This window comes from Enhygromyxa salina, from assembly GCF_000737335.2.
Lineage (GTDB): Bacteria > Myxococcota_A > Polyangia > Nannocystales > Nannocystaceae > Plesiocystis > Plesiocystis salina_C.
The window spans coordinates 1-2306 of record NZ_JMCC02000249.1; the positions used below are offsets into that span (position 1 = coordinate 1).

2 protein-coding genes are annotated in these 2306 nt (G+C 71.7%); both read right to left on the minus strand.

Annotated features, from left to right (window positions below; genetic code table 11):
• The coding region (locus DB30_RS40655) for a type I polyketide synthase (RefSeq protein ID WP_146662936.1) at nucleotides 1-1573 on the minus strand (1573 nt) is incomplete at its 3' end.
• On the minus strand, nucleotides 1570-2306 hold a 737-nt coding region (locus DB30_RS40660; RefSeq protein ID WP_240480445.1), incomplete at its 5' end, for a condensation domain-containing protein. The genes DB30_RS40660 and DB30_RS40655, both read right to left, overlap by 4 nt.

Below are 2306 nucleotides of genomic sequence, written 5' to 3' on the forward strand. Positions count from 1 at the left end.
GCGACGAGTCGGCCCCACGCAGCGCCGCGACCAGCTCCGCGCGGGTGCTCGCCACGCAGGCCAGGCGGTGCTCGTGGGCCCGCCGACCCAGCGCGAGGGTGTAGGCCACGTCAGCCAGCGCGCGCTCATCTTGGGCCTCTTGGGCCTCGAGGTCGTTGGCGAGCTGGACCGCGGCCACAGCCAGGGCGCTCGGCGTGCGGGCCGAGAGCACGAAGACCTGCGTCGCGCGAGACGGCCCCGTCGCCGCCGGTGGCGGAGCCTCCTCGAGGATCGCGTGGGCGTTCGTGCCCCCGATACCGAACGAGCTGACGCCCGCGCGCCGCGGCCCCTCGCACGCCCACGGCCTGCGCTCGGTGCTGACCCAAAACGGGCTCGCGTCGAAATTGATGGCCGGATTGGGCGCGCGGTAGTGGAGCGTCGGGACCAGGGTCTGGCGCTGCATCATCAGCGCGGTCTTGATCACCCCGGCGACGCCAGCGGCCGCGTCGAGGTGACCGAGGTTCGACTTGATCGAGCCGATGGCGCAAAACCCGGTGTCCTGGGTCTCGTGGCGAAACGCCTTCGTCAGGGCCGAGACCTCGACGGGGTCGCCGAGCCGGGTCGCGGTCCCGTGGGCCTCGACGTAGCTGATCGAGCGCGGCGAGACCCCGGCCACGGCCTGGGCCTCGCGGATGACCGCCGCCTGCCCAGCCGCGCCAGGGGCCGCGAAGCTGACCTTCGACGAGCCGTCGTTGTTGGTCGCCGTGCCCTTGATGACCGCGTAGATGCTGTCGCGATCGGCGATCGCGTCGGCGAGCAGCTTGAGCACCACCACACCGACCCCGTTGCCGAGCACGGTCCCGCTGGCGTCGGCGTCGAAGGTCCGCGCGTGGCCATCCTTGGCGAGGATCGTGCCCTCTTCGTAGAGATAGCCGCTGGTCTGGGGCAGCTTGACGGTCACGCCGCCAGCGAGGGCCATGTCGCACTCGCCGTTGATCAGGCCCTGACAGGCGAGGTGGATCGCAACGAGGGAGGTCGAGCAGGCGGTCTGAACCGTGTAGCTCGGCCCGCGCAGGTCGAGCTTGTAGGACAGGCGCGTGGCCAGAAAGTCCTTGTCGTTGCCGACCATGACCGCGAAGTGGTTCGAGGTCGAGGTCTGGTCGACGGCCGGGAGCACCCGCTGCTGGAGGTAGGTGTTGATCGCCGCGCCGGCGTAGACGCTGATCAAGCCGGGGAAGCGCCCGGGGTCGTAGCCCGCGTGCTCGAGCGCGGCGTGGCCCGTGGTCAACAGCAGACGGTGCTGGGGATCGGTCAGCTCGGCCTCGACCGGCGTGAGCTCGAAGTAGGCGGTGTCGAACAGCTCGACCCCCGAGATCTCACCGTGGGCGGGCACGTAGGCCGGGTCATCGAGGAGCGCCGCCGGCACGCCAGCGGCCGCGAGGCGCTCGCGATCGAAGCGCGTGATGCCCTCGCGTCCGTTGCTCAACAGCTCCCACAGGCCCTCGACGTCGTCCGCACCTGGAAACCGCCCGGCCATGCCGACGATCGCCACGTCGCTGTCGGCCACCGGCCGGGACTCGTCGGCCCTCGTCATTGGCTCGACCCCCGATCCACGCTCGCGGCCTGCAGGGTCGCGAGCGAAGCCTCGGGATCAGCGACAGCCGCGGCCAGCAGCCGGGCGTAGCCGCGAACCAGCGCCCCGGCCGTCGCCTGGCCGAACAGCTCGGTGCTGTACTCGAGCTGACCTTCGAGACCCTCGGCGTGGGCCTGAACGGTGAGGTTGAGCTCGTGGCGGGCGCTGCCCGACTGCGAGCACAGCGTGTCGACGGACAACGCCGCCGCGCCAGCGACAGGGGGAGGAGGAGGAAGCAGGTTGAACATCAGCTGAGCCCGGGGCGGCGCCCCAGGGACGAGGACAGGGGCGAGGACAGGGGCGAGCTCGGCAAAGGGCAGGTCTTTGTGGCTGTGGGCTTCGGCGGTCACGCGCTGGGTCTCGCGCAGCAGCGCCGCGAAGCTGCGCTCGGGCTCGACGCTCAGCCGCAAGGCCACCGTGTTGACGAAATATCCGACCACGCCCTCGAGCTCGGCGAGCGGGCGGTTGGCGACGGGCGACGCGATGACCAGCTCGCGCCCGTCGACCCGGGCCCCGAGCAACGCAGCGAAGCCCGCGAGCAGGGTCATGTAGAGCGTGGCGCCGCTGGCCTTGGCCAGCGCCCGAAGATCGTCGAGCTCGCGCGCGCCGATCACTACGCGCTCGACCGCGCCTCGCTGGGCCGAGACCTCCGGCCGGCGGTAGTCGCCGCGCAGGGGCAGCCGCGCCGGCAGCC